A 23,754-nucleotide genomic window follows, 5' to 3' on the forward strand; every position below is an offset into this window, starting at 1 on the left:
GCCTGTCCCGGCCTCTTCGCAGGTAAACCCGCGAAGAGGCCGGGACAGGCAATCAAACATTACTGCGCGACAGCCCCCTCATCAGGCCGCCCACCTACGACAAACCACAGCGGCCACAACGCCAATGCCCCCGCCACACCCGCCGCCAGGGCAAAGTGCAGCAAGCTGGCCCCGGCGCCCATCATCGCCAGCACCGCTCCGCCCAACCCCAGCAAGGCAATGGTGATCATCCCCAGCATGGCCGAGACCAGGCCTTTGCTCTGCTCGCTGGAGAACAACGTCATGCGGTACAGCACCGCGTTGGCCACACCCAGCCCCAGCGCGTACAGCGACATGCCCGCCACCACACTGGTAACGCTCGGCCAGTACCAGGTTGCCAGCACCATCAGGCACAGGCCAGCCAGGTATGGCCACAGCGCGCCCCGCACCAGGGCAGGCAGCGGGTAGCGGTCGGCGATGCGGTTGATGATCAGGTTACCGAGGATCAGCCCGCCAAACACCGGCAGCTGCCACAAGGCGTACGCCATCGTGCTCAGCCCCTCATCGTGGATGAGCAGCACCGGCGACAGGCCGATCCAGCCAATCAGCGGCAAACCGACCAGGCCCAAGGCAGCACTGCCTGCGACAAAGCGCCGGTTGGCCAGCAACTGACCATAGCCCGCCAGCAGTGGCAGCAGATGAATCGGTGTAAACGCCAGGCGCGAGCCGTCACGGCGTTCCACACCGAGGGTTTCGGGCATCAGGCGGTACAACAGCCCCCACACCAGCACCGCGCCAATGGCAAAGGCCACGAACAGCCAGCGCCAGTCCAGCCATTGCAGCAGCAAGGTGCCCACCAACGGCCCGAGCAGGGGTGACAGCAAGGCGATGTTGGCCAGCAAGGCCATCATGCGCACGGCGTCAGCCTCGCTGAAGGCTTCGTTCAGGGCCGGGTAGCTGACGGTGACGACAAAGCCCAGGCCGATGCCCTGCAACAGGCGCAGCAGGTTGAACAGGCCAATGTCGTGGACCCAGAAGGTGGCCAGGCACGCAAGGCCGAAGAACGCGCAGCCAACCAACAGCAGCGGGCGCCGGCCATAACGATCGGCCAGCGGGCCGATCAACCATTGCAGTACCACGCCCCCCAACAGATACAGGTTGAGGGCATGGGGAATGTATTCGGGGCTGGCGTTCAGGTCGCCCACCACCACCGGCATGGCCGGCATGACGGCGTCGCTGGCCAGGTAGGTGAGCAGTTCGAACAGGGCCAGGGTCAGGCCGAACAGCAAGGCGCGCAGGGGGGTGATGTACAGCAGTGGCTTCATGATGGCATATCGGGTGTGACAGGTGGGGCCAGGGTATATGCCAGAAAAGCCGAGCAATTGCTGTGAACAAGTGTAAAAACTGGGGCCGCTACGCGCCCCTTCGCGGGCTTGCCGCTCCCACACGGATTGCGGAATCTCTGTGGGAGCGGGCAAGCCCGCGAAGGGGCGCGAAGCGGCCCCGGTCGATGACAAAGCGGTATTACTGCGCTGCAGTCTCCTGCACCACACGGATCACCCGCTGTGGAAACGGAATGTCGATCCCTTCGGCCTTCAACCGGTCACGCGCATGCTCGTTGAGCATGAACATCACGTCCCAGTAATCGGACGTCTTGGTCCACAAGCGCAGCGAGACGGTGATCGAGCTGTCGCCCAGCGTCGCCACTACAGCCTGCGGTGCCGGGTCGGGCAGCACACGCGGGTCCTTGGCCAGCTCCAGCAGCACGTTGCGGGCCTTTTGCAGGTCGGCCTCGTAGTCCACACCCACATCGAACACCACCTTGCGCGTCGGCTGGCGGTTGGTGTTGGTGATGATGCCGTTGGACAGGCTGCCGTTAGGCATGATCACAGTCTTGTTGTCACCGGTACGCAGCACGGTGTGGAAGATCTGGATGCTGTCGACGGTGCCGGCAACGCCCTGCGCCTCGATCCAGTCACCGATACGGAACGGGCGGAACATCAGAATCAGCACACCGCCGGCGAAGTTCGCCAGGCTGCCCTGCAAGGCCAGGCCGATGGCCAGACCAGCGGCACCGATGGCGGCAACGAACGAGGTGGTCTCGATGCCGATCATCGACGCCACGCTGACCATCAGCAGCACCTTCAGCACGATGTTCGCCAGGGTGCTGATGAAACCCTGCAGCGCCAGGTCGGCGTTGCGCAGGCCAACCAGCTTGCCGAGGCGGGCGCTGACCTTGTTGATGATCCACCAACCGACCGCCAGGGTCAGCAGTGCCAGCAGCACGCGGCTGCCGTACTCCATGATCAACGGGATCCAGGTCTGGGATTGGCGGACGAGCTGATCGACTTCAGCGTTCAAATCCATATTCATCTCCTGATGCCGAGCGGCAAGTACACGGTAGAACAGGCTGCGCGCATTTACACAGCCCCGGCCCCCATGGACATCATTACGCCATCGGGGTTCCGGGCAGCACCTGCATCAGTCGCGGAAGTTGTTGAACTGCAGCGGCATGTCGAATTCCTTGGTGCGCAGCAGGGCAATGGCTTCCTGCAAGTCGTCACGCTTCTTGCCGGTTACACGCACCTGCTCGCCCTGGATGGCGGCCTGTACTTTCAGCTTGCCATCCTTGATGGTGGCAACGATCTTTTTCGCCAGGTCCTTGTCGATGCCTTCGCGGAACTTGGCTTCCTGCTTCTTTTCCTTGCCGGATGGGTACGGGTCCTGGGTTTCCAGGCATTTCACGTCGATCTTGCGCTTGACCAGTGCAAGGCGCAGGATTTCCAGCATCGCTTCGAGCTGGAACTCTTCCTCGGCGGTCAGCAGAACGGTCTGATCTTTTTCCTTGAACTCGAAGGTGCCCTTGCCTTTCAGGTCGTAACGGCGATCAAGTTCCTTGATAGCGTTATCAACGGCGTTCTGCACTTCGTGTTTGTCCAGTTCCGATACCACGTCGAACGAAGGCATGGTTGTTCTCCAAAAAATAAAGCGCGCTCGGTCTGAAGATGGAGCACGCTGAGTTAGACGGTTAAAATGCGGGCTCATTATAACGGGTTGCGAAACGCATATGAGCAGCACCTGGCATATTCTCGGCGCCGGCAGCCTCGGTAGCCTGTGGGCCTGCCGCCTGGCGCGCGCGGGCAAGGCCGTGCGCCTGATCCTGCGTGACGGGCAACGCCTGCACGCCTATCAGCAGTCCGGCGGCCTGACCCTGGTTGAACAGGACCAGCCCCGCCACTACGCCATCCCCGCCGAAACCGCCCAGGCGCAGGGCCCCATCCACCGCCTGCTGGTGGCCTGCAAGGCCTACGACGCGGCGCAGGCCATTGCCGGTGTGGCACCGCGGCTGGCCGAGGGTGCCGAAGTGCTGTTGCTGCAGAACGGCCTGGGCAGCCAGGACGAAGTGGCCGACCTGGTACCCCACGCACGCTGCATCTTCGCTTCCAGTACCGAAGGTGCCTTTCGCGACGGGGAATGGCAGGTGCGCTTTGCCGGCCACGGTTTCAACTGGCTGGGCGACCCACGCAACCCTGCAATGCCCGCCTGGTTCGATGACCTGCACGAAGCCGGTATCCCTGCCGAGTGGACGGTGGACATCCTCACCCGGCTATGGCGCAAGCTGGCCCTCAACTGCGCCATCAACCCGCTGACCGTGCTGCACGAATGCCAGAACGGCGGCCTGCTGGGGCACCTGGGAGAAGTGGATGCGCTGTGCGCCGAACTGGTCCAGTTGCTGCGGCGCTGCGGCCAGCCGGAAGCGGCAGATGAGCTGAGCGAAGAAGTACAGCGGGTGATCCTTGCCACCGCGGCCAACTACTCTTCCATGTACCAGGACGTGCGCGCGGGCCGACGCACAGAGGTGCACTACCTGCTCGGCCATGCCTGCCGTGCGGCCGGGCGCCATGGCCTGCAATTGCCACTGCTGGAACGCTTGCAACAGCGCCTGGTCGATAACTTGCGCACGCGTGGCTTGCCCTGCGACTGACGCGGCCCTTTCAACCGGATACGGACATTGCCTAGCCCATGACCTTGCGCCAACGCCTGGAAAACCTCCCGGTCGGGCAGAAACTGCTGGCGGCCCTGCTGGTGTTGCTGGTGACCATCCTGCTGGTGGCCAACCTCACCTTCATCAGCGCCGCCTACTGGATCACCCAGGAAAGCATGGCGCCGCAGGCACTGCAGACCATCGGCCGGCTGGTGGCCAACCCGCAACTCGCCGCCCGCGCCGGCGACACCCCGGAAACCGCCAGCGCCCTGCTCAAGGAACTGGACAGCTACACGCCACTACGCGCCGCCGCCGTCTACGGCGGCGATGGGCGTATGCTGGCGCAGTTGCAGCATGGCGAGCCGCTGGCCCTGCCCAAGCGTTTTCGCAACATCGACGGCTGGCGCCTGATGGAGTTTCGCAGCACCCAGCTGATCCGCATACCGCGCGACGCCAACCCGCCGGCGCACCTGCTGCTGGTGGCCAGCAGCGAGCTGCCCACGGCGTTCTACACCGGCACCCTGAGCGCCAGCATGGGCATCCTGGTGTTCAGCATCCTGCTGTGGATTGTGGTCGCCCGGCAGATAAAGCGCCTGATCACCCAGCCAATCAACCAGCTCGAGGAGCTCAGCCGCCAGGTTACCCGCGAAGAGAGCTATGCCCTGCGCGCCAAGCGCGGCAACGACGACGAAATCGGCAGCCTGGCCGAAGCCTTCAACACCATGCTCTCGCGCATCGAAGGCCGCGAGCAGCAGCTGAAACGCGCGCGGGACGAATTCCAGAGCGCCTACGACCAGGCCCAGGGCCTGGCCGAGGAAACCCGCCATACCAACCGCAAGCTTGAGCTGGAAGTACAGGTGCGCAGCAAGATCGAGAAAAAACTCACAGGCTTCCAGAACTACCTCAACAGCATCATCGACTCGATGCCCTCGGCGCTGATCGCCCTCGACGAACAACTTTACGTGACCCAGTGGAACCACGAAGCCACGGTGCTTTCCGGTACGCCACTGGACGAAGCGCTGAACCAGCCGGTGTTCATCGCCTTCGAGCCGCTCAAGCCGTTTTTGCCGCAGTTGAAGGAAACCGTGGAGAAGCACCGGGTGGCGAAGATCGAGCGGGTCACCTGGGCCAAGGGCGATGACCTGCGTCACTACGCCCTGACCTTCTACCCGTTGACCGGCGGCGGTGGGCGCGGCGTGGTCATCCGCATCGACGACATTACCCAGCGCCTGTCGCTGGAAGAGATGATGGTGCAATCCGAGAAGATGCTCTCGGTCGGTGGCCTGGCGGCCGGCATGGCCCACGAGATCAACAACCCGCTGGGCGCCATCCTGCACAACGTGCAGAACATTCGCCGGCGCCTGTCGCCCGAGTTGCCGCGCAACCAGGAGCAGGCCGAAGAACTGGACATCGACCTGGCCACGGTCAACCGCTACCTGGAAAGCCGCGAGGTGCCACAGCTGCTCGATGGCATTCAACAGGCCGGCGCCAGGGCAGCGAAGATCGTCACCCACATGCTCAGCTTCAGCCGCCGCAGCAACCGCCAGCTTGCGCCGTGCGACCTGCCGGCACTGATCGACCAGGCGGTGGACATTGCCGGCAATGACTTTGACCTGACCATCGGCTTCGACTTCAAGGGCCAGGCCATCGTGCGCCAGTTCGACCCTGCACTGGGCCCCGTGCCCTGCACGGCCAACGAACTGGAACAGGTACTGCTCAACCTGCTGAAAAACGCGGCGCAGGCCATCCACGTGCGGCCACAGCCCAGCGAGCCCGGGCGCATTACCCTGCGCACCCGGCTAAACCCGCCATGGGCGGAAATCCAGGTTGAGGACAACGGCGTCGGCATGCCCGAGGCCGTGCGCAAACGCACCTTCGAGCCGTTCTTCACCACCAAGGAAATCGGCCAGGGCACTGGCCTGGGCCTGTCGGTTTCGTATTTCATCATCACCAACAACCACAAGGGGCAGATGGAAGTGCAGTCCACGCCCGGCCAGGGCACCTGCTTTACCCTGCGCCTGCCCCTCGTCCAGCCGGCGACGCCGGCCAACACGGAGAAGTGACATGGGCTATCGCCTGTCGAAGATCTACACACGCACCGGCGACAAGGGCGAAACCGGCCTGGGCGACGGACGCCGGGTGCCCAAGGACCACCCTCGGATCGAGGCGATTGGCGAGGTGGACAGCCTGAACAGCCAGTTGGGGCTGCTGCTGGCGGGCCTGGACGAGCAAGGCCTGGACGAGGTGAGCACCGTGCTGGTGCCGTGTCAGCACCGCTTGTTCGACCTGGGCGGTGAGCTGGCGATGCCGAGCTACCAAGCGTTGACCTTGGCAGAGGTCGAGCGCCTGGAGGCGGCCATCGATGTGTGGAACGAAGAGCTGGGGCCGTTGAAGAACTTCATCTTGCCCAGTGGTTCGGCGCTGGTGGCGCAGGCGCATGTGTGCCGCAGCCTGGCGCGCAGTGCGGAGCGGCGGTGCCAGCAGTTGAATGCCGTGGAGCCACTGGAAGGCGTTGGCTTGGCGTATATCAACCGGCTTTCCGATCTATTGTTCGTGGCGGCGCGGATCATCGGGCGGCGCCAGGGGGTGGCTGAGGTTTTGTGGCAGCCAGCGCCAAAGCCTGAGGGCTGATATTACCGGGGCTGCTTTGCAGCCCATCGCCGGCAAGCCAGCTCCCACCGGTTCATCATGAACCCGAAGACAACGCTATACCTGTGGGAGCTCGGCGATGGGCCGCAAAGCGGCCGCCTTACTCAGACGTCGGGCCAGAGCGCCCGGATCCCGGCAACACCCTGTGCCCCCACTTCCCAGGCTTGCTCGCGCTGATCAGGCCCTACCCCACCCAGCAGGTAAACCGGCTTGTTGAACCCGGCAATCAACCGCTGCGCCTCATCCCATCCCAACGGCACCGCCTCTGGGTGAGTCTGGGTCGCCTGCACTGGCGACAAGGTGACAAAGTCCACGCCCATCTGTTCAGCAAGCGCCAGCTCCTCGGCGCTGTGGCAGGACGCCGCCAGCCAGCGCTCCTTGGGGAACGGCCGGCCCTTGGCAGCGTACTTGCGCAACTGCGCTGCCGTCAGGTGCCAACCGGCCGACGGGAAATCACCCAGCCATTCCAGCGGCCCCTTGAGCATCAGTTGCGCCTTGCCCCCACACAACCCCACGGCATCCACCGCCACATCACGGTACTTGGGGTCATACATGTCCGGCGCCCGCAACTGGATCAGGCGAGTACCATTGGCCACCGCCTTCTGGATGCCCTTGAGCATCTGTGGCACTTCCAGGCCATCCGGGGTAATCAGGTATTGGTCCGGCAGACGCGCGGCAGCCACGATCGGCTTGTTGGCCTCGGGGAACTCGTATTGCGCCAGGTCCCGTGGCGACACCCACTCCAGCGGCTGCCCTTCTGCGCCATGAGGTTCGCCCGTGAACGCTTCGACTTCGCGCACGTCCAGCAGCACCTGTTTGTCCGGGTAGTCATGGCTGACCTTGATCAGCGCACGCGAGCGGGTCACCTCGATGCCCAGTTCCTCGCGCAGCTCACGGGCCAGCGCCGCTTCCACGCCTTCACCCTCTTCCACCTTGCCACCGGGAAACTCCCACAGGCCGCCCTGGTGCTGGGTATCCGCCCTGCGGGCAATCAGAATACGGCCATCAGTACCGCGAATGACCGCCGCTACAACATGTATCCGTTTCACCCTTCACGCTCCGCCAGGCCGGCCTGCTGCCAAGCCTGGAAGGCTGGCCACTGATAAATGGTTTCGATGTAGGCTGCCGCCTCTGCCGGCACCTCCACGCGGTAGGTGCGCAGGCGCACGGCCACCGGGGCGAAGAAGGCGTCGGCCAGGCTCGGCTTGCCGAACAGGAACGGGCCGCTGTCCTTGGCCACCACGCGGCATTCGGACCACAGCGCGACGATACGGTCGATGTCGACCTGCACGTCCAACGGCACATCGTCCAGGGCCTGGTCACGCGACAGGTCGAACGGCATGGCACCGCGCAGGGCGAAGAAACCGCTGTGCATCTGCGCACAAGCCGAACGGGCCTGGGCACGCGCGGCTACGTCGACAGGCCACAGCTGGGCGTCGGGGTGCTGTTCGTTGAGGTATTCGGCGATGGCCAGGGAATCGGCGATCACACCGTGTCCGGTCTTGAGCAACGGCACTTTGCCGGTGGAGGAGAAAGCGAGGATGCGCTGACGGGTATCAGGCTGGTTGAGCTTGATCAGGATTTCTTCGTAGGGCACGCCAGCCAGCTCGAGGGCCAGGGCGCCGCGCAGCGACCAGGAAGAATACAGCTTGTCGCCGATGATCAGGTGATAGCTCATGGTTCGGCTCCATCGGTTTGGAATGCTGGGGCTGCTTTGCAGCCCCATTTTCGATCAGGTACGGTACTCGGCGTTGATCTTCACGTACTCGTGGGACAGATCGGTGGTCCAGATGGTTTCGCTGCACTGGCCACGGCCCAGCTCGATGCGGATGGTGATCTCTTCCTGGGCCATCACTGCCGAGCCCTGAGCTTCGGTGTAGCTCGGGTCACGGCCGCCTTTACTGGCGATGCACACGCTGCCCAGGTACACGTCGATCAGGCTTACATCCAGTTCCGGCACGCCAGCACGGCCAACGGCGGCCAGGATGCGGCCCCAGTTCGGATCGGATGCGAACAGTGCGGTCTTGATCAGTGGCGAGTGGGCCACGGCATAGCCGACGTCCAGGCATTCCTGGTGGTTGCCACCACCGTTGACCTGCACGGTTACGAACTTGGTGGCACCTTCGCCGTCACGGACGATGGCCTGGGCCACCTCCATGCACACTTCGAACACGGCCTTTTTCAGGGCTTCGAACAGCGCGCCGCTGGCTTCGGTCACTTCCGGCAGGTTGGCCTTGCCAGTTGCGATCAACATGCAGCAGTCGTTGGTCGAGGTGTCGCCGTCGATGGTGATGCGGTTGAACGACTTGTTGGCGCCGTCCAGCATCAGGTCCTTGAGCACTGCCGGGGCAACCTTGGCATCGGTAGCGATGTAGCCGAGCATGGTGGCCATGTTCGGGCGAATCATGCCTGCACCCTTGCTGATGCCGGTGACGGTAACAGTCACACCATCGTGCTGGAACTGACGGCTGGCGCCCTTGGGCAGGGTATCGGTGGTCATGATGCCGGTGGCAGCTTCAGCCCAGTGGTTTTCCGACAGGTTGTCGAGGGCGGCCTGCAGTGCACCTTCGATCTTCTCGACCGGCAGTGGCTCGCCGATCACGCCGGTGGAGAACGGCAGTACCGACTCGGCCGGCACGCCAGCCAGCTCGGCCAGCTTGGCGCAGGTACGTTCGGCGGCGGCCAGGCCTGGCGCGCCGGTACCGGCGTTGGCGTTACCGGTGTTGGTCAGCAGGTAGCGCACGGTGCCCTGTACACGTTGCTTGGACAGGATCACCGGCGCTGCGCAGAAGGCGTTGAGGGTGAACACGCCAGCCACGCTGGAGCCTTCGGCACAGCGCATGACCACCACATCCTTGCGCCCCGGGCGCTTGATGCCGGCAGAAGCGATGCCGAGTTCAAAACCCGGAACCGGGTGCAGGGTGGGCAAAGGACCAAGACCAACAGCCATTAGAGCGCTCCTAGAAAAACGGTGAAGTGATGATGGAAGAGCGGGGCCGCTTCGCGCCCCATTCGCGGCACAAGGCCGCTCCTACAGGGGCATCGCAACCATTGGGTCGGGCGCGGTCCCTGTAGGAGCGGCCTTGTGCCGCGAATGGGCCGCAAAGCGGCCCCCGGATGTTTCAGGTTACAACTGCCTGGTCAAATCACTCGATCTGCCCGTGGCAATGCTTGAACTTCTTGCCCGAACCACACCAGCACGGCTCGTTGCGGCCCAGCTTCTGGTCGTTGCGCACTGGCGCTGCGGCGACCGCCACTTCGGCGCCCTCTTCGCTCAGTTGCTCGCTTTCCAGCCCCGGGGCAGGGGCATGCTGGAACTGCATGCGGCTGGCCAGTTCCTCGGCCTCGCGGCGCAGGCGGGCTTCTTCTTCGATCGGATCTTCGCGGCGAACCTGAACGTGCGACAGCACGCGGATGGTGTCGCGCTTGATCGACTCGAGAAGCTCCTGGAACAGGCTGAACGACTCGCGCTTGTACTCCTGCTTCGGGTTCTTCTGCGCATAGCCACGCAGGTGAATACCGTGACGCAGGTGGTCCATGGTCGACAGGTGGTCTTTCCACAGGTCGTCCAGCACGCGCAGCAGAATCTGCTTCTCGAAGGTACGCAGGGCGTCGATACCGGCCTGGTCTTCCTTCTCGGTGTAGGCGGTGGTGATCTCGTTCAGCAGCTTCTCGCGCAAGGTCTCCTCGTAGAGGTGATCGTCCTCGTCGAGCCACTGCTGGATCGGCAGCTTCATGGCGAAGTCGCTGGCCAAAGCAGCTTCCAGGCCGACCACATCCCACTGCTCGGGCAGCGACTGCGGCGGGATGTGCTGGCTGATGGTAGCGTCCAGTACTTCCTGGCGGAATTCTGCGATGGTGTCGCCGATGTTCTCGGCGGCCAGCAGGCTGTTGCGCATGTGGTAGATCACCTTGCGCTGCTCGTTGGCCACGTCGTCGTATTCGAGCAATTGCTTACGGATGTCGAAGTTACGGCCTTCGACCTTGCGCTGGGCCTTCTCGATGGCGTTGGTGACCATGCGGTGTTCGATGGCCTCGCCCGACTGCATGCCCAGTGCCTTCATGAAGTTCTTCACCCGGTCAGAGGCAAAGATGCGCATCAGGCTGTCTTCCAGCGACAGGTAGAAGCGGCTGGAACCCGGGTCACCCTGACGGCCCGAACGGCCACGCAGCTGGTTGTCGATACGGCGCGATTCGTGGCGCTCGGAAGCGATCACGTGCAAGCCGCCCGACTCGATCACTTGCTGGTGACGCTTCTGCCAGTCCGACTTGATCTGGGCGATCTGCTCGGGTGTCGGGTTTTCCAGGGTGGCCACTTCGGCCTCCCAGTTACCGCCCAACAGGATGTCGGTACCACGACCGGCCATGTTGGTGGCGATGGTCAGTGCGCCTGGCGCACCGGCCTGGGCGATGATCTCGGCTTCCTTCTCGTGATACTTGGCGTTCAGTACCTTGTGCTCGATGCCTTCCTTGAGCAGCAGGTTCGACATGTGCTCGGAGGTTTCGATGGTGGCAGTACCCACCAGCACCGGGCGGCCGTGGGTCATGCTTTCCTTGATGTCGGCGATGATCGCGGCGTATTTCTCGTCGGCAGTCAGGTACACCAGGTCGTTGAAGTCTTTACGTGCCAGCGGCTTGTTCGGCGGGATCACCATCACGTTGAGGCCGTAGATGGACTGGAACTCGAACGCTTCGGTGTCGGCGGTACCGGTCATGCCGGACAGCTTGGTGTACAGGCGGAAGTAGTTCTGGAAGGTGGTCGAAGCCAGGGTCTGGCTCTCGGCCTGGATATTCAGGTTCTCTTTCGCCTCGATGGCCTGGTGCAGGCCCTCGGACAGGCGACGGCCCGGCATGGTACGGCCGGTGTGCTCATCAATCAGCAGGACCTGGCCGTCCTGGACGATGTACTCGACGTTGCGGTGGAACAGCTTGTGCGCGCGCAGGCCAGCGTAAACGTGGGTCAGCAGGCCCAGGTTGTGCGAGGAATACAGGCTCTCGCCCTCGGCCAGCAGGCCGGCCTGGGTGAGCATCTCTTCGATGAACTGGTGACCGGCTTCGTTGAGCTCGACCTGGCGGCTCTTCTCGTCGATGGTGAAGTGGCCTTCCTGGGTAACCTGGCCTTCGACTTCTTCGATGTGCTGGGTCAGGCGCGGGATCAGGCGGTTGATCTCGATGTACAGCTTGGAGCTGTCTTCAGCCTGGCCGGAAATGATGAGCGGGGTACGCGCCTCATCGATGAGGATGGAGTCGACTTCGTCGATTACCGAGAAGTTGAGTTCACGCTGGAACTTCTCTTCCTGGCTGAACGCCATGTTGTCGCGCAGGTAGTCGAAACCGAATTCGTTGTTGGTGCCGTAGGTAATGTCGGACGCATAGGCGGCGCGCTTTTCTTCCGGCGGCTGGAAGGCCGAAACGATACCGACCGACAGGCCGAGGAATTCGTAGAGCGGACGCATCCAGTTGGCGTCACGGCGGGCCAGGTAGTCGTTGACGGTGACCACGTGCACGCCCTTGCCGGACAGTGCGTTGAGGTACACGGCCAAGGTACCGACCAAGGTCTTGCCTTCACCGGTACGCATTTCTGCGATCATACCCTCGTGCAGGGTCATGCCACCGATCAGCTGCACATCGAAGTGGCGCATGCCCATTACGCGCTTGCCGGCCTCTCGGGCCACAGCGAAGGCTTCAGGCAGCAATTGGTCCAGTGTCTCGCCTTTGGCCAAGCGCTCCTTGAACTCTGCGGTCTTGCCCCGCAGTTGCTCGTCGGAGAGGGCCACCATCTTCTCTTCGAAGGCATTGACGATACTCACCGTCTTGAGCATGCGTTTCACTTCACGCTCGTTCTTGCTTCCAAAAAGTTTTTTTAACAAAGGCGCAAACATATCGGCAGGATCTTCCACACGTAGGGATGGAGGGCGGCCCCATGAGTCGCCCGTGCAGCCCTGAGGCCGCATGCGAACGAGCATTCTACCCGGAAACGATGGTGAGGAAAGTGGTGGATTTCCACGATGCTATTACAGCGTTTTGGCAGGGGCCTGTCTTAGATAGGGGCATTTTCCCTGAGTTCAAGCCTTGGCAACATGAAAGCTATCGAGAACCAGTCTTATCTTCTATTACCCGGGAAGAGGCCGGCACAGGCTATAGAGGTGTTAGACTGCTGCCCTTGCAACCTCATGCGTACCCCATGGCCTACAAACCCTCCCCTGCCCAGCCACCCTCCGCACTGCTGCGCCAGGTGCGCCCGTTGCGCCTGCTGCTTAACCAGGCCGAACGCCTGGAGCACCTGCAGCGCCTGCTGGAAAGCCAGCTGCAACCGGCTGCCCGGGAGCACTGCCATGTGGCGTCGTGGCGCGATGGCACTTTGTTGCTGGTAGTTACCGACGGCCATTGGGCAACCCGCCTGCGCTACCAGCAAAAGCGCCTGCTGGCAGCATTACAAGCCATGGAAGCATTCGGCAACCTCAGGCGCATCCTCTACAAGGTGCAGCCACCGCTAGTGCCAGCCAAGCGAGGTGGGCATGCTGCAGAGCTGTCGATCAGCGCCGCCGAAAGCCTGCGCGACACCGCCGAGGGCATCACCGACCCCAAGCTGCGCGCAGCGCTGGAACGGTTGGCCGCCCACGCCAGGAACAACCCATAAAAAAGGCCACCCGAAGGTGGCCTTGATACAACACTAGAGAGAGTGTTCGAACTTACACGGCCGCAACAGGGCGCATGTACGAGATCGGTGCCGTGCTGGCATCTTCGAAAGTGACCACTTCCCAGGCATCGGTTTCTGCAATCAGCTTGCGCAGCAGCTGGTTGTTCAGCGCGTGGCCGGACTTGTAGCCCTTGAACTCGCCGATCAGGCTGTTGCCCAGCAGATAGAGGTCGCCAATGGCGTCGAGGATCTTGTGCTTGACGAATTCGTCATCGGAACGAAGGCCGTCTGCGTTAAGCACACCGGTCTCGTCGACCACGATGGCGTTCTCGACACTGCCGCCCAGCGCAAGGTTGTGCTTGCGCAGGTACTCGATGTCACGCATGAAACCGAAGGTACGCGCGCGGCTGACTTCCTTCACAAACGAGGTGCTGGAGAAGTCGACGACCGCACTCTGGGTCTGGCCCTTGAGGACCGGGTGATCGAAGTCGATCTCGAAGCTCACCTTGAACCCTTCGAAAGGCAGGAACGTGGCGCGCTTGTCGCCCTCTTCCACGGTTACCTCACGCAGGATGCGGATGAACTTCTTGGCTGCGTCCTGCTCTTCCAGGCCGGCAGACTGAATCAGGAATACAAAGGGTCCGGCGCTGCCGTCCATGATCGGCACTTCCGAGGCGGAGAGCTCGACGTAGGCGTTATCGATGCCCAGGCCCGCCATGGCGGAGAGCAGGTGCTCGACCGTATCGACCTTGACGTCACCGTTGACCAGCGTCGTCGACATGGTTGTCTCGCCGACGTTGGCCGCACGCGCAGGGATTTCGACCACAGGGTCGAGATCGGCGCGGCGGAAGACGATGCCGGTGTCCACAGGTGCAGGCTTGAGGGTCAGGTAAACCTTCTCCCCAGAGTGCAGACCGATACCTGTGGCACGGATGGTATTCTTCAGGGTGCGTTGTTTAATCATGGCATTGGCCGCTTCAGCGCAAATTGCGAACAGGTATCAACAAAGGCTGGGGATGATAACAGACCCAACCTTTGATGAATACCAATCACCTTTATACCCCTGATAAATTCCATTAATCAGCCTGGCGACGCAGGAAAGCCGGGATATCGAGGTAGTCCAGGTCATCCTGAGGGTTCAGTTTAGCGGCTGCAGCAGCACCTGCATGGGCCTGGTTGCGCATCACAGTCGGGCGCTCCAGGTCACGGTAGTTGACCGCTGGCTGCTCCTGGCGAACCGGTGCAGGGTTGGAAGCTTCGTACGCCTGCTGGGCAGTCTGCAGGGTGTTGTCGACCACTTTGACCGGTTTCTCAATGCGCGCGCCCAGGCCAGTGGCCACAACGGTCACGTGCAGTTCGTCGCGCATGTCCGGGTCGATCACGGTGCCCACCTTGACCATGGCGTGGTCAGAGGCGAAGGCTTCGATGATGCTACCCACATCGGAGTACTCACCCAGCGACAGGTCCGGGCCTGCGGTGATGTTCACCAGGATGCCACGGGCGCCCTGCAGGTTGACGTCTTCCAGCAGCGGGTTGCGGATCGCCGCCTCGGTGGCTTCACGCGCACGGTTCGGGCCGCTGGCACAGCCAGTACCCATCATCGCCATGCCCATTTCACCCATCACGGTACGCACGTCGGCGAAGTCGACGTTGATCATGCCAGGGCGTTTGATGATGTCGGAGATACCGCGAACGGCACCGGCCAGTACATCGTCGGCCTTGGCGAAGGCGGACAGCAGGCTGGCATCCTTGCCCAGGATGGTCAGCAGTTTCTCGTTGGGAATGGTGATCAACGAGTCGACGCTTTCAGCCAGCATGCGGATGCCTTCATCGGCGATCTGCATACGTTTGCGGCCTTCGAACGGGAACGGGCGGGTCACCACGGCTACGGTGAGAATGCCCATTTCCTTGGCCACTTCGGCAATGATCGGCGCTGCACCGGTACCGGTACCGCCACCCATGCCAGTGGTGATGAACACCATGTTGGTGCCCTGCAGCACTTCGGCGATGCGCTCACGGTCTTCCAGCGCAGCCTGACGGCCGACTTCCGGATTGGCACCGGCACCCAGGCCCTTGGTCACACCAGTGCCCAATTGCAGGATGGTGCGCGCGCCAATGCTTTTCAGCGCCTGGGCATCGGTGTTGGCGCAGATGAATTCCACACCTTCGATGCTGCTCTTGACCATGTGGTTGACGGCGTTGCCACCACCACCACCAACGCCGATCACCTTGATGACCGGACTTTGCGGGACGTTGTCTACGAGCTCGAACATTTTCCCTCTCCTTACAGTTCTCTAGTTGTTGCGCCTACCACTACTGCTTTGAAACTTAGAAGTTGCCCTGGACCCACTTCTTGAAGCGCTCAAGCACTGGGGCCTTCGGTTCATCGCCATAGCTGTTGTTGCTGCTGTTGGTGTTACCGGTCAGGATCAGGTCCTCGGACTGCTTCAGCAGGCCGTAAGTGAGCAAGCCCACACCGGTGGAATAGATCGGGTTGCGAACCACGTCGCTCAGCCCCCGAACGCTGTGCGGTACGCCCAGGCGTACCGGCATGTGGAAGATTTCCTCGGCCAGTTCCACGGCACCTTCCATCTTCGCGGTGCCGCCGGTGAGGACGATGCCGGCTGGCACCAGGTCCTCGTAGCCGCTGCGGCGCAGCTCGGCCTGGATCAGGGTGAAGAGCTCGTCGTAACGTGGCTCCACCACCTCGGCCAGGGCCTGGCGCGACAGCTCGCGCGGTGGGCGGTCGCCCACGCTCGGCACCTTGATGGTCTCGCCGGCGCCAGCCAGTTTGGCCAGGGCGCAGGCGTAGCGAATCTTGATTTCTTCGGCGTACTGGGTAGGGGTACGCAGGGCCATGGCGATATCGTTGGTCACCTGGTCGCCGGCAATCGGGATTACCGCGGTATGACGGATGGCGCCCTCGGTGAAGATGGCGATGTCGGTGGTGCCGCCACCGATGTCCACCAGGCACACGCCCAGTTCTTTTTCATCGTCGGTCAGCACCGAGTAGGCCGAAGCCAGCTGCTCAAGGATGATGTCGTCGATTTCCAGGCCGCAGCGGCGTACGCATTTCTCGATGTTCTGCGCCGCGTTGACTGCGCAGGTGACCACGTGGACCTTGGCTTCCAGGCGCACGCCGGACATGCCCAGCGGCTCGCGCACGCCTTCCTGGTTGTCGATCACGTAGTCCTGCGGCAGGGTGTGCAGCACGCGCTGGTCGGCCGGAATCGCCACGGCCTGGGCGGCGTCGAGTACACGTTCCAGGTCGGCCAGGCTGACCTCGCGGTCGCGGATGGCGACGATGCCGTGGGAGTTCAGGCTGCGGATGTGGTTGCCGGCTACCCCGACGAAGGCCGAGTGGATACGGCAGCCGGCCATCAGCTGGGCCTCTTCCACGGCGCGCTGGATCGACTGCACGGTGGACTCGATGTTCACCACCACGCCTTTCTTCAGGCCGCGGGACGGATGGGTGCCGATCCCGACGATTTCCAGGGTACCGTCTTCGCCCACTTCGCCCACCAGCGCCACCACCTTGGAGGTGCCAATGTCCAGCCCGACGATCATTTTGCCGCTATGCGCGTTTGCCATGGTCCTGCCTCTCTCTAATTCTTCGCAACGGCGGGTTGGGCCGTCGTCGGTGCAATCGGTTCCCGCCAACCAACGGCAAGTCCGTTGGAATAACGCAGATCAATGCGGGCGATAGTGGTGATCTGGTCTTTGAGTGTCTTGTCGTAAATGGCAATGAAACGGCGCATCTTCTCCACCAGATGGTCGCGCCCCAACAGCAGCTCGATGCCTGGCCCGGCGCTGCTTGCACCGGTGGTCAGGAACCAGCTGCCTCGCTCGCGCAGCTCCAGGCGAGCAATGGAAAAGCCCATGGGGCGCAGCATCTGGCTCAATACCTGGTACTGCTGCATGACTTGTTGCTGAGCACGCTGGGGCCCGGCCAACTGCGGCAGGTGCTCGTAGTTGGCCAGTTCGCGCGGGGTGAAGGCCTGGCCCTGGTTGTTGAGCAAGGCTTCGTCACCCCAGCGCGCCACCGGCAGCTGTTCTTCCAGGCGGATCACCACCTCGTCAGGCCACACCCGGCGCACTTCGGCGTGGGCGATCCATGGCATCTGTTCGAGCTCCGCACGCATCGCTGGCAGGTCGACGCTGAAGAAGCTCGCCGCCACGTAGGGCGCGATGCGCTGCTGCACCGACTGCTGGCTGATGTAGCTGAGGTCGCCTTGCACGTCGATCTTGGTGATCGGCCGGTCGGCATACGGCATCAGGCGAATGGCGCCTTCGTAGGCACCAAAGCCGGCCGCCACCAGCAGCACCGGCCACAGCAGGCGCTTGAGGCCTCCCAGGCTTGGCCGCGGCAGGCGCGCCGATACGGGCTCGTCGGCCACCAGCCGGCTGGCACCACGCGGCACCGGCTTGCTACGGCCGGTAACGGGTTGCTGCTGACGTATCATCGCGCCTTGCATGGTTGTTAACCTCGCGTCGTCACGCTTTCAGCCAGGATTGCCAGCACCAGTTGCTGGAAGTCCAGGCCAGCCGCGCGGGCCGCCATTGGCACCAGGCTATGATCAGTCATGCCCGGTGCGGTGTTGACTTCGAGCAGCCAGAACCGGCCCTGCTCGTCCTGCATCACGTCCAGCCGCCCCCAGCCTTCGATGCCGATGGCATCACAGGCGCGTGCGGTCAGGTCGATCAGTTCCTGTTCCTTGACGCTATCCAGCCCGCACGGGATGCGGTACTGGGTATCGTTGGCGATGTACTTGGCGTCGTAGTCGTAGAACACGTGCGGCGTACCCAGGGCGATCGGCGGCAGCACCTGGCCGCGCAAGACCGCGATGGTGAACTCCGGGCCGTGGATCCACTGTTCCACCAGTACCTGGGAATCGTATTTGGCGGCGTCCTGCCAGGCGGCGACCAGTTCCTGGGCGCTGTTCACCTTGGCCATGCCGATGCTAGAGCCTTCATGGGCGGGTTTGACGATAAGCGGGAAGCCCAGTTCCGTACTGGCCAACAAACAATCGTTTTCGCTCGCCAACACCGCATGACGCGGGGTCGGAATGCCCAGGCTCTGCCACACCTGCTTGGTGCGCAGCTTGTCCATGGCCAGCGCCGAGGCAAGGATGCCACTGCCGGTGTAAGGGATGCCCAGGCACTCCAGCAGGCCCTGCATGCTGCCGTCTTCACCGCCACGGCCGTGCAGGATGATGAAGGCGCGGTCGATCTTTTCGCTTTGCAGGCGCGTGAGCAGGTCGTCACCGACGTCGATGGCGACCACGTCGACACCGGCAGTGGTCAGCGCGTCGATCACCGCCGCACCGGACTTCAGCGACACTTCACGCTCGGCGCTTTTGCCACCGTACAGCACGGCGACGCGGCCGAACGCCTTGACGTCCAGGGTCGAGTGCAATTTTTCGTAGGCGCTGGTCATTTCGACTTCTCCTGCTTGGCGCCAGCGAACAGCGGGCTTTTCATCAATTGCGGGGCCAGGCCACCGACATCACCGGCACCCTGGCAGATCAGGATGTCGCCAGCGCGCAGCAGTGGCTTGACCAGCGGTGCCAGTTCGGCGCCGCGCTCGATGTATATCGGGTCCAGCTTGCCGCGCTGGCGGATGCTGTGGCACAGCTGACGGCTGTCGGCACCCGGGATCGGCTCTTCGCCCGCCGGGTAGACCTCCATCAGCAGCAGCACGTTGGCATCGCCCAGCACCTGGACGAAATCGTCGTACAGGTCGCGGGTGCGGCTGTAGCGGTGCGGCTGGTAGACGATCACCAGGCGGCGGCTTGGCCAGCCACCGCGCACGGCCTTGATTACCGCAGCCACTTCGGTCGGGTGGTGGCCGTAGTCGTCGACCAGCATCACGCTGCCGCCTTCCACCGGCAGTTCGCCGTACACCTGGAACCGGCGGCCGACACCCTGGAAGCCGGACAGGCCCTGGACGATGGCTTCGTCGCTAATGCCCTCGTCGGTGGCGATGGCGATGGTGGCCAGTGCGTTGAGCACGTTGTGGTTACCAGGCATGTTCACCGACACTTCCAGCGGCTCGCAGTCACGGCGCAGCACGGTGAAGTGGGTCTGCATGCCCTGCTGGCGCACGTTGATGGCGCGGATGTCGGCCTCTTCGCTGAAGCCGTAGGTCACCGTCGGGCGTTTTACCTGTGGCAGGATTTCGCGCACCACCGGGTCGTCCAGGCACATCACCGCCAGGCCGTAGAACGGCAGGTTATGCAGGAACTCGACGAAGGTTTTCTTCAGCTTGTTGAAGTCACCTTCGTAGGTCGCCATGTGGTCGGCGTCGATGTTGGTGACCACGGCCACCATCGGCTGCAGGTGCAGGAAGCTCGCATCGCTTTCGTCTGCTTCGGCGATCAGGTAGCGACTGGTGCCCAGCTGGGCATTGGTACCGGCAGCGGTCAGGCGGCCACCGATAACGAAAGTCGGGTCCAGGCCACCGGCAGCGAACACCGACGCCAGCAGGCTGGTGGTGGTGGTCTTGCCGTGGGTACCGGCAACGGCCACACCATGACGGTAGCGCATCAGTTCGGCGAGCATTTCGGCACGCGGTACTACCGGAATGCGTCGCTCGAGGGCGGTAGCCACTTCCGGGTTGGCCGGGTTGATGGCACTGGACACCACGAGCACGTCAGCGGTAGCGGCGTTCTCGGCGCGGTGGCCGACGAAGATCTCGGCGCCGAACGACTCCAGGCGCTCGGTCACCGGCGAAGCTTTCAGGTCCGAACCGGACACTTCATAGCCCAGGTTCAGCAACACTTCGGCAATGCCGCACATGCCCACGCCGCCGATACCGACGAAGTGAATACGGCGGATACGGCCCATCTTCGGATGGGGCATGGCTTTCTGGCTTTCAACCATGGGCCACCTCCAGGCAGATATCGACCACGGTGCTGGTTGCAGCAGGTTTGGCCAGGCGCCGTGCGGTGCCTGCCATGACGTTGAGTTTCTCGGGTTGCATCAGCACCTCGTTCAGGCGTTCAGCGAGCTGCGCTGCGCCAGTTGTCGCTTGTGGCATCAGGAAGGCAGCGCCTTCGCGGGCCAGATATTGGGCGTTGTGGGTCTGGTGGTCGTCGATGGCGTGGGGCAAAGGCACCAGCATCGAAGGCAGGCCTGCTGCCGCCAGCTCGCTGACGGTCAGGGCACCGGCCCGGCACACCACCATGTCGGCCCAGCCATAGGCTTGGGCCATGTCCTTGATGAACGGCTCTACCTGAGCCTCGACGCCCGCCTCGTGATAACGCTCGGCGGTGATTGGCGCGTGTTGCTTGCCGGCCTGGTGGAACACCTCTGGCCGCAGCGCGGCAGGGACCTCGGACAGGGCCTTAGGCAACAATTTGTTCAATGGTTCCGCACCCAGGCTGCCACCGAGCACCAGCAGGCGCGCACGGCGCTGGGCCAGGGGCGCGCGTTGTGCATCCATGAACAGCTCCGGGCGCACCGGGTTGCCGGTGGTGCGACGCTTGTCGCTGGCCTCGAAGGTGTTCGGGAAAGCTTCGCAGACCCGCGCCGAGAGTGGCACCAGCAACCGATTGGCGGTACCGGCACGGGCGTTCTGCTCGTGGATCACCAGCGGCACGCCGCACAGCCGCGCGGCCACACCGCCGGGGCCGGTCACGTAGCCGCCAAAGCCCAGCACGCAGACCGGCTTGAGCTGGCGAATGATGCGTCGCGCCTGCAGCACGGCCTTGACAAGGGTAAATGGCGCCTTGAGCAACGACAGTTTGCTTTTGCCGCGCAGGCCGCTGACCTGGATAAGGTGCAGTGGCAGGCCAGCCTGTGGCACCAGCTCGTTCTCGATGCCACGTGGGGTGCCCAGCCAGTGCACGGTAAACCCACGCGCCTGGAACTCACGGGCGCAGGCCAGGGCCGGGAATACATGGCCCCCGGTGCCGCCCGCCATGATCAGTATGTTCTTGCCGTCAGCGGCCATGACTGGTCTCCTCGGCAAAATCGCTTTCGCTGAACTCGTGTTCCTCGCTGCCCAGGTGCGTACGGCTCTCCCACTCGATACGCAGCAACAGGCCTACGCAGGCGCAACAGATCACCAGCGAACTGCCCCCGTAACTGAGGAACGGCAGCGTCAGGCCCTTGGTTGGCAGCAGGCCGACGTTTACCCCGATGTTGATCAGGAACTGGCCGATCCACAGGAACGCCAGGCCGAAGGCCACATAGGCGGCAAAGAACTGCTTGGCCTTCTCGGCCCACAGGCCGATGTACAGGGCACGCACGGTCACGAACACGAACAGTGCAATGGTCAGCAGCGAACCGACCACGCCCAGCTCTTCGGCCAGTACCGAGAACACGAAGTCGGTGTGCGCTTCGGGCAGGTAGAACTGCTTCTGCACGCTGTTGCCCAGGCCAACACCCAGCCACTCGCCACGGCCGAAGGCGATCAGTGCCTGGGTCAGCTGGTAACCCGAGCCAAACTGGTCGGACCACGGGTCGGTGAAGGTGATAAGCCGCGCCATCCGGTAGGGCTGCGCCTGTACCAGCACAAACACCGCCAGCACCGCCAACACCACCATGAGGCTGAAGCGGAACAGCCCCACCCCGCCGAGGAACAGCATGGCCGCCGCCGCGCCCATCATCACCACGGTGGCACCGAAGTCCGGCTCCATCAGCAGCAGGGCGGCCATCGGCAGCAGCACGATGAACGGCTTGAAGAAGCCCATCCAGGTTTCGCGCACTTCGGTCTGCCGGCGCACCAGGTAACCCGCCAGGTAGACGACCACGAACACCTTGGCGATTTCCGAAGGCTGGACGTTGAAGAAGCTGAAGCCGATCCAGCGCATGGAGCCGTTCACTTCGCGGCCGATACCCGGCACCAGCACCAGTACCAACAGGCCGAAGGCGCCCAGCAGCATCATGAAGCCCATGCGCTGCCAGGTGGCGATCGGCACCAGCATGGTCGCGCCGCAGGCAACCAGGCCAAGGAACACGTAAACCAGGTGGCGGAACATGTGGTAAAGCGGGTTGCCCGACTGCACCGCGGCCACTTCCGAGGACGCCGAGGTGATCATCACCAGGCCCAGGCCAAGCAAGGCCAGGCAGCCGGCGAGCATCGGGAAGTCCAGGTCGATGCCACGACCGCTGATCAGCGGCGACGGGTAGGGCTTGAAGATGCCGAAGATCATGCAAGACCTCCCGCTGCCTGGGCAAACAGTCGCCCGCGCTCTTCAAAGTTCTTGAACATGTCGAGGCTGGCACACGCCGGCGACAGCAGCACCGCATCGCCGGCCTGGGCCAGTTCGGCACCCTGCTGCACGGCGTCCTCGAGGGTCTTGACCCGTACCAGCGGTACGTCATCACCCAACGCTTCGGCCAGGCGCTCGGCATCACGGCCAAGCAATACCACGGCGCGGCAGAAGCGCTTGACGGGCTCGCGCAACGCAGTGAATTCAGCACCTTTGCCGTCGCCACCGGCGATCAGCACCAACTTGCCTTCGATATCGGCACCCAGGCCTTCGATGGCGGCCAGGGCAGCACCGACGTTGGTGGCCTTGGAGTCGTCGTACCAGTTCACGCCATTACGCTCGCGCACCCACTGGCACCGGTGGGCCAGGCCACCGAACTCACGCAGGGCTTCGAGCATGGGCTCGAACGGCAGGCCAGCGGCATGCCCCAGGGCCAGTGCCGCCAGGGCATTGGACTGGTTGTGGGCACCACGCACCTTGAGCTCGCGCGCCGGCATCAGCGCCTGAAACTCGAACGCCAGGTACTTTTCACCCTCCACTTCACGCAGGCCAAAGGCCTTGAAGTCGGGTTGGTTGAGGCCGAAGGTCCAGCACGGGCGGCCTTCCACCGGCAGTGGCCGACTCAGGGCGTCCTGGCGGTTGACAACCACCTGGCGGGCACCGCGGAAAATCCGGTGCTTGGCCAGGTGGTAGGCCGGCAGGCCGCTGTAGCGGTCCATATGGTCTTCGCTGATGTTCAGCACAGTGGCCACTTCTGCGTTGAGCTGGTCGGTGGTTTCCAGTTGGAAACTGGACAGCTCCAGCACGTACAGCTCGACGTCATCAGCCAGCAAGTCCAGCGCCGGGGTACCGAGGTTGCCGCCCACCGCCACGCGCTTGCCGGCCTTGGCGGCCATTTCGCCGACCAGAGTGGTGACGGTGCTCTTGGCGTTGGAGCCACTGATGGCAACGATCGGCGCCTTGGCGTGCCGGGCGAACAGCTCGATGTCACCGGACAGCTTCACGCCACGCGCGGCTGCCTGCTGCAGGGCCGGGGTTGCCAGGGCCAGGCCAGGGCTCACGTACAGCTCGTTGGCGCGGCACAGGAAGTCCACGTCCAGCTCGCCACAGCGCACTTCCACCTGCGGGTAATCACGGCGCAGGGTGTCCAGTTCCGGCGGTTGCTCGCGGGTGTCGGCGACCGCAAAGGCAATGCCCCGGTTCGCCAGGAAGCGAACCAGGGACATGCCGCTCTTGCCGAGGCCGACAACGATGCGGAATTGGTCGGAAGCGATCAAAGACAC

Annotated in this window: 20 protein-coding genes; 4 read left to right on the top strand and 16 right to left on the bottom strand. The window is 63.4% G+C overall.

Going from position 1 to position 23,754, the window contains the following annotated elements; all coding sequences use genetic code 11:
- Window positions 1–59 precede the first annotated feature (59 nt).
- The 3 genes from WF331_RS08050 to WF331_RS08060 form a co-directional block, all read right to left on the bottom strand.
- Entirely contained in the window at window positions 60–1,304 is a 1,245-nt protein-coding gene (locus WF331_RS08050) for an MFS transporter (protein ID WP_340622795.1), read from the bottom strand.
- Between the two features lie 199 nt (window positions 1,305–1,503).
- A complete protein-coding gene (locus WF331_RS08055; protein ID WP_016498064.1) occupies window positions 1,504–2,346 on the bottom strand; it encodes a mechanosensitive ion channel family protein in 843 nt (280 codons plus the stop codon).
- A gap of 114 nt (window positions 2,347–2,460) precedes the next feature.
- Complete coding sequence (locus WF331_RS08060) at window positions 2,461–2,946, bottom strand: YajQ family cyclic di-GMP-binding protein (RefSeq protein WP_016498063.1); 486 nt, start codon at window positions 2,944–2,946, stop codon at window positions 2,461–2,463.
- 100 nt (window positions 2,947–3,046) lie between these two features.
- Between WF331_RS08060 and WF331_RS08065 the strand changes: the two genes are divergently transcribed.
- The 3 genes from WF331_RS08065 to WF331_RS08075 are packed head-to-tail and all read left to right on the top strand — an operon-like array spanning window position 3,047 to window position 6,595.
- On the top strand, window positions 3,047–3,964 hold the full coding sequence (locus WF331_RS08065; protein ID WP_016498062.1) for a putative 2-dehydropantoate 2-reductase: 918 nt from the start codon (window positions 3,047–3,049) through the stop codon (window positions 3,962–3,964).
- Window positions 3,965–4,002: 38 nt separating this feature from the next.
- Entirely contained in the window at window positions 4,003–6,027 is a 2,025-nt protein-coding gene (locus WF331_RS08070) for a sensor histidine kinase (RefSeq protein WP_016498061.1), read from the top strand.
- A gap of 1 nt (window position 6,028) precedes the next feature.
- The gene (locus WF331_RS08075) at window positions 6,029–6,595 is read left to right on the top strand and encodes a cob(I)yrinic acid a,c-diamide adenosyltransferase (protein ID WP_016498060.1); all 567 of its coding nucleotides are present in this window, start codon (window positions 6,029–6,031) and stop codon (window positions 6,593–6,595) included.
- A 122-nt stretch (window positions 6,596–6,717) separates the two neighbouring features.
- Here WF331_RS08075 and WF331_RS08080 read toward each other — a convergent pair whose 3' ends face one another.
- From WF331_RS08080 to secA, 4 genes are all read right to left on the bottom strand, one after another.
- Entirely contained in the window at window positions 6,718–7,662 is a 945-nt protein-coding gene (locus WF331_RS08080; protein ID WP_016498059.1) for a Nudix family hydrolase, read from the bottom strand.
- Entirely contained in the window at window positions 7,659–8,291 is a 633-nt protein-coding gene (locus WF331_RS08085; RefSeq protein WP_284399150.1) for a glutathione S-transferase family protein, read from the bottom strand. The genes WF331_RS08080 and WF331_RS08085 overlap by 4 nt, the downstream gene beginning before the upstream one ends.
- Window positions 8,292–8,345: 54 nt before the next feature.
- The gene (gene argJ / locus WF331_RS08090) at window positions 8,346–9,563 is read right to left on the bottom strand and encodes a bifunctional glutamate N-acetyltransferase/amino-acid acetyltransferase ArgJ (RefSeq protein ID WP_016498057.1); all 1,218 of its coding nucleotides are present in this window, start codon (window positions 9,561–9,563) and stop codon (window positions 8,346–8,348) included.
- Window positions 9,564–9,759: 196 nt separating this feature from the next.
- The gene (gene secA, locus WF331_RS08095) at window positions 9,760–12,495 is read right to left on the bottom strand and encodes a preprotein translocase subunit SecA (RefSeq protein ID WP_016498056.1); all 2,736 of its coding nucleotides are present in this window, start codon (window positions 12,493–12,495) and stop codon (window positions 9,760–9,762) included.
- Window positions 12,496–12,797: 302 nt separating this feature from the next.
- On the opposite strand from secA, the gene WF331_RS08100 reads away from it, so the two are divergent.
- Window positions 12,798–13,253 carry a DUF721 domain-containing protein gene (locus WF331_RS08100; RefSeq protein ID WP_284360535.1) on the top strand — a complete coding sequence of 152 codons (456 nt, stop codon included), beginning with the start codon at window positions 12,798–12,800 and terminating at the stop codon, window positions 13,251–13,253.
- Window positions 13,254–13,305: 52 nt separating this feature from the next.
- On the opposite strand, the gene lpxC is transcribed toward WF331_RS08100, so the two are convergent.
- The 9 genes from lpxC to murD all read right to left on the bottom strand — a co-directional run bounded on the left by lpxC (window position 13,306) and on the right by murD (window position 23,754).
- Window positions 13,306–14,217: a UDP-3-O-acyl-N-acetylglucosamine deacetylase gene (gene lpxC, locus WF331_RS08105; RefSeq protein ID WP_016498054.1), complete on the bottom strand. Its 912-nt coding sequence runs from the start codon at window positions 14,215–14,217 to the stop codon at window positions 13,306–13,308.
- A gap of 112 nt (window positions 14,218–14,329) precedes the next feature.
- Window positions 14,330–15,526, bottom strand: coding sequence for a cell division protein FtsZ (gene ftsZ / locus WF331_RS08110; protein WP_016488958.1), 1,197 nt, complete (start codon window positions 15,524–15,526; stop codon window positions 14,330–14,332).
- 55 nt (window positions 15,527–15,581) lie between these two features.
- Entirely contained in the window at window positions 15,582–16,844 is a 1,263-nt protein-coding gene (ftsA, locus tag WF331_RS08115; protein WP_016488959.1) for a cell division protein FtsA, read from the bottom strand.
- A 14-nt stretch (window positions 16,845–16,858) separates the two neighbouring features.
- Window positions 16,859–17,728: a cell division protein FtsQ/DivIB gene (locus WF331_RS08120; RefSeq protein WP_016498051.1), complete on the bottom strand. Its 870-nt coding sequence runs from the start codon at window positions 17,726–17,728 to the stop codon at window positions 16,859–16,861.
- Between the two features lie 5 nt (window positions 17,729–17,733).
- Entirely contained in the window at window positions 17,734–18,690 is a 957-nt protein-coding gene (locus tag WF331_RS08125; RefSeq protein ID WP_063422306.1) for a D-alanine--D-alanine ligase, read from the bottom strand.
- Window positions 18,687–20,135 carry a UDP-N-acetylmuramate--L-alanine ligase gene (gene murC / locus WF331_RS08130; RefSeq protein WP_016498049.1) on the bottom strand — a complete coding sequence of 483 codons (1,449 nt, stop codon included), beginning with the start codon at window positions 20,133–20,135 and terminating at the stop codon, window positions 18,687–18,689. The genes WF331_RS08125 and murC overlap by 4 nt, the downstream gene beginning before the upstream one ends.
- The gene (murG, locus tag WF331_RS08135) at window positions 20,128–21,207 is read right to left on the bottom strand and encodes an undecaprenyldiphospho-muramoylpentapeptide beta-N-acetylglucosaminyltransferase (protein ID WP_016498048.1); all 1,080 of its coding nucleotides are present in this window, start codon (window positions 21,205–21,207) and stop codon (window positions 20,128–20,130) included. The genes murC and murG overlap by 8 nt, the downstream gene beginning before the upstream one ends.
- Entirely contained in the window at window positions 21,197–22,411 is a 1,215-nt protein-coding gene (gene ftsW, locus WF331_RS08140) for a putative lipid II flippase FtsW (RefSeq protein ID WP_016488963.1), read from the bottom strand. The genes murG and ftsW overlap by 11 nt, the downstream gene beginning before the upstream one ends.
- Window positions 22,408–23,754: a UDP-N-acetylmuramoyl-L-alanine--D-glutamate ligase gene (murD, locus tag WF331_RS08145; protein ID WP_174370221.1), complete on the bottom strand. Its 1,347-nt coding sequence runs from the start codon at window positions 23,752–23,754 to the stop codon at window positions 22,408–22,410. The genes ftsW and murD overlap by 4 nt, the downstream gene beginning before the upstream one ends.

Source organism: Pseudomonas sp. YNh, assembly GCF_037993085.1.
GTDB classification, from domain to species: Bacteria; Pseudomonadota; Gammaproteobacteria; order Pseudomonadales; family Pseudomonadaceae; genus Aquipseudomonas; species Aquipseudomonas putida.

Excerpts from the sequence above, each read along its gene's own strand:
- ftsZ (WP_016488958.1), bottom strand. The coding sequence starts at position 15,526 with ATGTTCGAGCTCGTAGACAACGTCCCGCAAAGTCCGGTCATCAAGGTG.
- ftsA (WP_016488959.1), bottom strand. The coding sequence starts at position 16,844 with ATGGCAAACGCGCATAGCGGCAAAATGATCGTCGGGCTGGACATTGGC.
- murC (WP_016498049.1), bottom strand. The coding sequence starts at position 20,135 with ATGGTTGAAAGCCAGAAAGCCATGCCCCATCCGAAGATGGGCCGTATC.
- WF331_RS08075 (WP_016498060.1), top strand. The coding sequence starts at position 6,029 with ATGGGCTATCGCCTGTCGAAGATCTACACACGCACCGGCGACAAGGGC.
- WF331_RS08100 (WP_284360535.1), top strand. The coding sequence starts at position 12,798 with ATGGCCTACAAACCCTCCCCTGCCCAGCCACCCTCCGCACTGCTGCGC.
- lpxC (WP_016498054.1), bottom strand. The coding sequence starts at position 14,217 with ATGATTAAACAACGCACCCTGAAGAATACCATCCGTGCCACAGGTATC.
- WF331_RS08120 (WP_016498051.1), bottom strand. The coding sequence starts at position 17,728 with ATGCAAGGCGCGATGATACGTCAGCAGCAACCCGTTACCGGCCGTAGC.
- ftsW (WP_016488963.1), bottom strand. The coding sequence starts at position 22,411 with ATGATCTTCGGCATCTTCAAGCCCTACCCGTCGCCGCTGATCAGCGGT.
- WF331_RS08060 (WP_016498063.1), bottom strand. The coding sequence starts at position 2,946 with ATGCCTTCGTTCGACGTGGTATCGGAACTGGACAAACACGAAGTGCAG.
- WF331_RS08065 (WP_016498062.1), top strand. The coding sequence starts at position 3,047 with ATGAGCAGCACCTGGCATATTCTCGGCGCCGGCAGCCTCGGTAGCCTG.
- WF331_RS08055 (WP_016498064.1), bottom strand. The coding sequence starts at position 2,346 with ATGGATTTGAACGCTGAAGTCGATCAGCTCGTCCGCCAATCCCAGACC.
- WF331_RS08050 (WP_340622795.1), bottom strand. The coding sequence starts at position 1,304 with ATGAAGCCACTGCTGTACATCACCCCCCTGCGCGCCTTGCTGTTCGGC.
- argJ (WP_016498057.1), bottom strand. The coding sequence starts at position 9,563 with ATGGCTGTTGGTCTTGGTCCTTTGCCCACCCTGCACCCGGTTCCGGGT.
- murG (WP_016498048.1), bottom strand. The coding sequence starts at position 21,207 with ATGGCCGCTGACGGCAAGAACATACTGATCATGGCGGGCGGCACCGGG.
- WF331_RS08070 (WP_016498061.1), top strand. The coding sequence starts at position 4,003 with ATGACCTTGCGCCAACGCCTGGAAAACCTCCCGGTCGGGCAGAAACTG.
- WF331_RS08085 (WP_284399150.1), bottom strand. The coding sequence starts at position 8,291 with ATGAGCTATCACCTGATCATCGGCGACAAGCTGTATTCTTCCTGGTCG.
- WF331_RS08125 (WP_063422306.1), bottom strand. The coding sequence starts at position 18,690 with ATGACCAGCGCCTACGAAAAATTGCACTCGACCCTGGACGTCAAGGCG.
- secA (WP_016498056.1), bottom strand. The coding sequence starts at position 12,495 with ATGTTTGCGCCTTTGTTAAAAAAACTTTTTGGAAGCAAGAACGAGCGT.